General features: G+C 31.2%; 3 protein-coding genes. 2 read left to right on the top strand and 1 reads right to left on the bottom strand.

The genetic code is table 11. The annotated features are described in order from the left end of the window. The first annotated feature begins 3,331 nt into the window (after positions 1–3,331). Positions 3,332–4,225: a hypothetical protein gene (locus tag DW938_RS10725; protein WP_118124796.1), complete on the top strand. Its 894-nt coding sequence runs from the start codon at positions 3,332–3,334 to the stop codon at positions 4,223–4,225. A gap of 56 nt (positions 4,226–4,281) precedes the next feature. On the opposite strand, the gene DW938_RS10730 is transcribed toward DW938_RS10725, so the two are convergent. Beyond that, on the bottom strand, positions 4,282–5,145 hold the full coding sequence (locus DW938_RS10730; RefSeq protein WP_118124798.1) for a transglutaminase-like domain-containing protein: 864 nt from the start codon (positions 5,143–5,145) through the stop codon (positions 4,282–4,284). Between the two features lie 528 nt (positions 5,146–5,673). Here DW938_RS10730 and DW938_RS10735 point away from each other — a divergent pair. Continuing rightward, positions 5,674–5,958, top strand: coding sequence for a hypothetical protein (locus DW938_RS10735; protein ID WP_118124800.1), 285 nt, complete (start codon positions 5,674–5,676; stop codon positions 5,956–5,958). The last annotated feature ends 42 nt before the right edge of the window (positions 5,959–6,000 follow it).

A 6,000-nucleotide genomic window follows, 5' to 3' on the forward strand; every position in this document is an offset into this window, starting at 1 on the left:
GTGGCTCAAAGTGCCAAAACTAGGATTGTTCCCAGTTCAAATGAAGCAAGATATCAATAACTGACACCTTTTTTAAGTGCCTTTCAGCCTTAGCACAATGGAGGCTGTGTCCAACTCAACGTTTGTAATGTGTTGAACCACCTGACTTCTTTGCAGCGGAAGTCGCGCTTGCGTTTTCCATATGGGAACGCATCCCATTCGATCTTTAAAGTGAACCGATCCACTTGGCTTCGTTGCGGCGGAAGCCCTCGCCCGCATATGCTGGAAGAAATATGCGTTTCTTTTGGCAATATTTTTAAGTTCTACAGATGTTTTTTACCTCATTAAAAAGATCAGTATTCTTATATAATCATTAAATTTACTGATTTTTTATAATGTATTTCAAAACATAAACCACTTTTTAGGAAACAAAAAAGCACACATTTTTTATCGACAAATGTGCGCTCAAATTTTTTTATAAAAAAAGAGTCCCCACTAATTTAGGAACTCTGTACTTATATCTTTTCTTTGGTTTAATAATACCATATTTCAAATTAATTTTCAATCGGCAGAATTAACAAAATATTGTCTGACGAATTGTGCATTATGACGCAAATTAATGTGTGCTTTTAACAAGTACAAATTAGTTGGTATAGAGAGAACATCTTTGATCTAAGATCAACACTCATTTTATATATAATATAATAAGGAAGAACGTAAATTTTCACTATTAATAGCATTATTGATATTGAGATACTATCACTAATTTTATTATTTGGTGATAGTATCTTTTTATCTTACTACTATATAGCATTTTGTTTATATAAATGAAAACGTGATGTTTCCTAATGCGTGCCTTTGTCAATAAAAACTGAGCCACTTCGTTAATAAAAAAGTGAGCCAGTTTTGATAAAAAATAATGAAACACTAGCGCGTCGATCCGCTGATTTTATCTTTAAAACAACATGAGCTATTGCTTTTTTAGTACAAACGTGATATGGAAAAGAAACAACTATTATTTGCATTAAAACGATATATCTTCTTCCTTTATAATATAAGAAGTAATGCTTTCTTCTTATATTATAATGAGTAGCTTATTCTTCTTATTTTATCTTATAACAAGAATAAGTAAACATACTGAGTATATATGCTAAAATAAAACAGAGCCACTTATCCTTATTTCTTATTTTTGCTTACTTATTATAGCTTTACGTTTATATAAATGAAAACTTGTTGCTTTCTAATGCATTATCTTTAAGAATTACAGCAATATTGCCAATCAAGTACTAACGCATTTGTGCGATCCGCTGATTTTATCTTTGAAACAACTTGAGCTATTGCTTTTTTAGGGCGAACGTGATATGGAAAAGAAACAACTATTGTTTTTAATAAAACGATATATCTTCTTCATTTGTAATATAATAAGTGGAGCTTTCTTCTTATATTTATTATAATGAGTAGCTTATTCTTCTTTTTTTTATTTATTTGCTTATTTACTTAGTTTTGTTTTAATATATGAAAAACAGTGTTATCATAATGCTTCGCCTGCAATGCCACTAAGAATAAGCTTATAAGTTTGTATAATCCGCTGATTTTATCTTTAAAACAACTTGAGCTATTGCTTTTTTTAGGGCAAACGTGATATAGAAAAGAAACAACTATTATTTGCATTAAAACGATATATCTTCTTCTTTTGTAATATAAGAAGTAATGCTTTCTTCTTATATTATAATGAGTTGCTTATTCTTCTTTTTTATTTATTTGCTTACTTATTATAGCTTTATGTTTATATAAATGAAAACTTGTTGTTTTCTAATGCGTTATCTTTAAATTACAGCAATATTGCCAATCAAGCACTAACGCATTTGTGCGATCCGCTGATTTTATCTTTAAAACAACTTGAGCTATTGCTTTTTTAGAGCGAACGTGATATAGAAAAGAAACAACTATTATTTGCATTAAAACGATATATCTTCTTCCTTTGTAATATAAGAAGTGGTGCTTTCTTTTTATATTATAATGAGTAGCTTATTCTTCTTATTTTATCTTATAACAATAATAAGTAAACATACTGAGTATATATGCCAAAATAAAACTGAGCCACTTATCCTTATTTCTTATTTTTCTTGCTTACATATTACAGTTTTATGTTTATATAAATGAAAACTTGTTGTTTTATAATGCATTATCTTTTAGAATTACAGCAATATGGTCAATCAAGCACTAACGCATTTGTGCGATCCGCTGATTTTATCTTTAAAACAACTTGAGCTATTGCTTTTTTTAGGCGAATGTGATATGGAAAAGAAACAACTATTATTTGCATTAAAACGATATATCTTCTTCCTTTATAATATAAGAAGTGGAACTTTCTTCTTATATTATAATGAGTAGCTTATTCTTCTTTTTTTATTTATTTGCTTATTTATGTAGCTTTGTTTTAATATATGAAAAATAGTGTTATCATAATGCTTTGCCTGCAATGCCACTAAGAATAAGCTTATAAGTTTGTATAATCCGCTGATTTTATCTTTGAAACAACTTGAGCTATTGCTTTTTTAAGGCAAACGTGATATAGAAAATAAACAACTATTATTTGCGATAAAACGATATATCTTCTTCCTTTGTAATATAAGAAGTGGTGCTTTCTTCTTATATATTATAATGAGTAGCTTATTCTTCTTATTTTATCTTATAACAATAATAAGCAGACATACTGAGTATATATGATCAAATAAAACTGAGCCACTTATCCTTATTTCTTATTTATTGCTTACTTATTATAGCTTTATGTTTATATAAATGAAAATTTGTTGCTTTCTAATGCATTATCTTTAAAACTTCTTGAGCTATTGCTTTTTTAGGGCAAATGTGATAAAGAAAAAAACAACTATTATTTGCGTTAAAACGATATATCTTCTTTATTTTGAATATATAATATGTCATTTATTTTCTTATCTTATAAGTTGAACAAATATATCAAGTAATACAATTTTATTTATAATTATAAACAGTGTTATGGTGATCTGTCGTGGTGCTGCTTGTATCTTTTTCTGGGTACCTTTCGTTGATAAATATATATGCTTTCTTTTTTTTGCTATGTCAAAAAGCATTTGCAAGAATTCTTGGCTATCTTCAAATATCACTTTTTGCGCCTTTTTAATTAATTCTCTTTTTGTTATATTCCAGAAATCTGTATACTTTAAGGAATGTGTATTATACAAAAGTGCAACTGTCCAAATTTGTTCGCTTTTAAATTTGACAGATCGTTTTGATGTGTGATACAATATATTTGGCAAATAAATGTCAAAATGTAATGAAGTAAACATTATATAAAGAAAGGGGTTTTTGAATGAACAATTATTGTTTAACAATGTGGGCAGAAGAACCGATAAGATGCAGTGAATGTGGAAAAGATATTGGGTGGGAAAGAGTAAGTATTGAACAAACACCTGCAAAGATCGTTCCTGAGTTATTGCGGAGAGATATTGGTATAGAAGAGGGCGAAACCACCGAGATAACTTTAAGTAACCAAGAGATAGACGATATCCGAATATATTTTGAGGAACAACGCTCTTGGCATGCTTTTGATATATATAGAATGTATGATTATAAAATGACACACCCTGGCAGCAGGATAAGAGCAAGGGTAACGTCTGTAAAAATGGAACTTGTCGAAAGACCAGACTTTGATAGGATACACAAGAGCATTTTAGTTATATGTTCAATATTAGGTATCTTATTTGTGGCATTGAAAGCAGAACGAATTTATTTTATTTTAGCTTATGGTGTTTTGACCGGCAGTATAGCATTTAAAATGTGTCTTAAATGTATAAGCACAATAAAAGAATCAAAGAATGTTCTTCTTTTTGGCGGTGAACGACTTACGCTGTATGTAGATAAAAAATTAAAATGCGACTACTGCGGCTGTGAAATAAATCATCAATATGATCATAAGCACTCTGTTACTTGGACAAGTGATCCGGAAATGAAGCTTATAAAGCAAAAGATAAATAAGATATCAAAAACAAAGTGTACGTATGGTATGCTGGATAGAAGAAATGATATTAAGCTTTTATCTTGTGAGGATATGGAGGATATAATAAAGCTCCAGCAGGATTTTTCTAAAAAAGAAAGAATAAAAAACGCTGAAGCTTTGAAAGACATAAAAGATATGATAAATAACAATGAGTGTTCGGCTTATCTTGTGTTTGATGAGGATATTAGTGAGTTTGAGGATAAATGATTGGTTGGTACAAAAAGGCTGGATTTTGTACCAACATATTGTTGAAAAAATAAACCCTACCCCATACCCCAAAAATAATCTCTATCCGTTGTAAACTGTATGACCTTTGAATAGCCCTTGGTCGTATAACCTTTAGGCACCAATTCTATCTCCGAGAAAACATAATCCGTGTCATCTTGGTTATAGTTCGTGTTAAAACGAAACACATTCTTCGTCATATATTCGATATAGTCATGATAGTTGAAGTCCACACCATTATATGAAGCCTTTACATTGTGATGAAAAGTCCGTCCTGCAATTATCCCCTCACGCAGTTTTGCCAACGAAATGTATTTTCCATTGTCATTGGTCAGATAAAGCCGATAAGTCGGGTCGAGCATTATTCTTGTACCGGAGGGCATAAGGCAATCCACCACAACATGACAATCCACAAACGGCTCTTCATAGGGCTTGCAAGTCACTATCCTTGCTTTTATGCCATTCATTCTGAGGGCTTCCGCAAGGATAATAGACAAGCCCCTACAGTTGGTTTTTAGCCCATTCTTTTCGCAGCTTTTTATTACACCCGTAATGCTATGATCCGACTGTAACACTGCGTCACCTGTGTGACTAAAGTTATCACATACAAAATCCAGCATTGAAAACACTAGCGCATCTTTGTTTTCCAGGTCAGCTGCACAATATGAGCGGTAATTATACTTGTCTAATATCTCAGGAGCAGGTCTGTTCAGCACCATTTTCATAGAATGTTTTTGTATTTCCTGTTGACTTTCATAGTCGCTGTATCTTCTTAGAATATCAATACGGCTTTCGTCAGGAACAGGTTTTTTAACCCTTTTATTAAGCATTTTGAAGATTAGCCCGCAAATAGAGCCGAAAACAACTCCTACGCTTACTGCAAATATGATTCTTAAAATCATGGCCCTATCCCCTTTAATATTTTTTGTCAGCATTATTATATCATACTCATCCACAATTTTAAACTATTTAGCAATTATCAAAGTTCTTTATACTATCCATGTTAAAATTTTGAAAAGTTCACAGATGCGATTTTTTTTGATCGTATTCTTGGGCTTTTTTATTTAGATTTCAGGAATTTTAGCATTAACTATTGCTCAAATTTTGGCATCTGAGCCGTTTAACTGAAAACTTTGATTATATTCATTATATCATTCTTTTCTCCTTATATCAAGAATGAAACTTACTTATTAATAAAAATCACAACATAAAAAATCTCGCAAAAAAATATAAAAAAAAGAATATATCATAATTGTGCCGAATTGGTTCAGTAAACTGTACTAAGTGGGTGCTATAATATATACAGAAGCTTGAAAAGGGAATAAAATCAAAAAAACACACCGCAGACCATTTTGGAACAGTAAACAGAACCTTAAAGGTGCTATAATAAGCACATAAGGTCAAGACAGAGTTGATACGGAGGTAAGGCTATGAAAAAGAACACAAAGATTTTTAACACAGAGGTCATTGAGAGATTGGCATTGTCAGATAACATTCCACCATTTGACGAGCAAAGAAAGGGTACACAGGTCATCATGATCGAGGAGGGCAAAAAGATGGTCATATATGATGATTATTCTATGTACTGTGACGCTGACGCAAGAAAGTGGAGAGTAGAGGCATACAACAGAAAAGACGGCAGAAAGTATGATAGATTGTGTATGTGCGGGGGCATTTATCCTACAAGAAAAAGGGCTATTATAATGGTATCGTAATTTAAGACACTTCAAGAGACATTTCTTAATGAATCTGATATA

Source organism: Ruminococcus sp. AM43-6 (assembly GCF_003461785.1).
Taxonomy (GTDB): domain Bacteria; phylum Bacillota; class Clostridia; order Oscillospirales; family Ruminococcaceae; genus Hominimerdicola; species Hominimerdicola aceti.